1 protein-coding gene is annotated in these 919 nt (G+C 71.6%); it reads left to right on the top strand.

Features of this window, described 5'->3' with window-relative positions; genetic code table 11:
- Positions 1-121: 121 nt before the first annotated feature.
- The coding region (moaA, locus tag ACTWQO_RS48470) for a GTP 3',8-cyclase MoaA (protein ID WP_443243808.1) at positions 122-919 on the top strand (798 nt) is incomplete at its 3' end.

Genomic DNA, 919 nt, shown 5'->3' with positions numbered 1-919 from the left:
GATTCCTACGACGCGGCCGCGTCGTTCCTGGTGGGAAAAGGCCCCTGCTGGTTGTCGGTGGCGTCGCGTAGGCTCGCAGGTGTCGGAAAATGATGGATCCGCTGCGAGGGAGGGGGCCCACGTGCTCATCGACACCTACGGCCGAGTGGCCACCGACCTGAGGGTCTCGCTGACCGACCGCTGCAATCTGCGGTGCACGTACTGCATGCCCGAGGAGGGCCTGCAGTGGCTGGCCAAGCCGGACCTGCTCACGGACGACGAGATCGTCCGCCTGATCGACATAGCCGTCACCTCCCTGGGCATCACGGAGGTCCGCTTCACCGGCGGCGAGCCGCTGCTGCGCCCCGGCCTGGTCGGCATCGTGGAGCGGGTCGCGGCGCTGGAGCCGCGCCCGCAGATGTCCCTGACCACGAACGGCATCGGCCTCAAGCGCACCGCGTCCGCCCTGAAGGCGGCGGGCCTGGACCGGGTCAACGTCTCGCTGGACACCCTGCGCCCGGACGTCTTCAAGGCCCTGACCCGCCGGGACCGCCACCATGACGTCATCGAGGGCCTGCACGCCGCCCGCGAGGCGGGCCTGACCCCGGTCAAGGTCAACTCGGTCCTGATGCCGGGGCTGAACGACGACGAGGCCCCCGACCTGCTGGCCTGGGCGGTGGAGCACGACTACGAGCTGCGGTTCATCGAGCAGATGCCGCTGGACGCCCAGCACGGCTGGAAGCGCGACGGCATGATCACCGCGGGCGACATCCTGGCCTCGCTGCGCACCCGCTTCGAGCTGGCCGAGGAGGGCGACGAGGCCCGCGGCTCGGCCCCGGCGGAGCGCTGGCTGGTCAACGGCGGGCCGCACCGCGTCGGCGTCATCGCCTCGGTCACCCGCCCGTTCTGCGCGGCCTGCGACCGCACCCGCCTCACCGCC

Source organism: Streptomyces sp. 4N124 (assembly GCF_052245395.1).
Classification (GTDB): domain Bacteria; phylum Actinomycetota; class Actinomycetes; order Streptomycetales; family Streptomycetaceae; genus Streptomyces.
The sequence above is the reverse complement of the archived record's forward strand: the minus strand, read 5'-3'. Positions and strand labels throughout refer to the sequence as shown.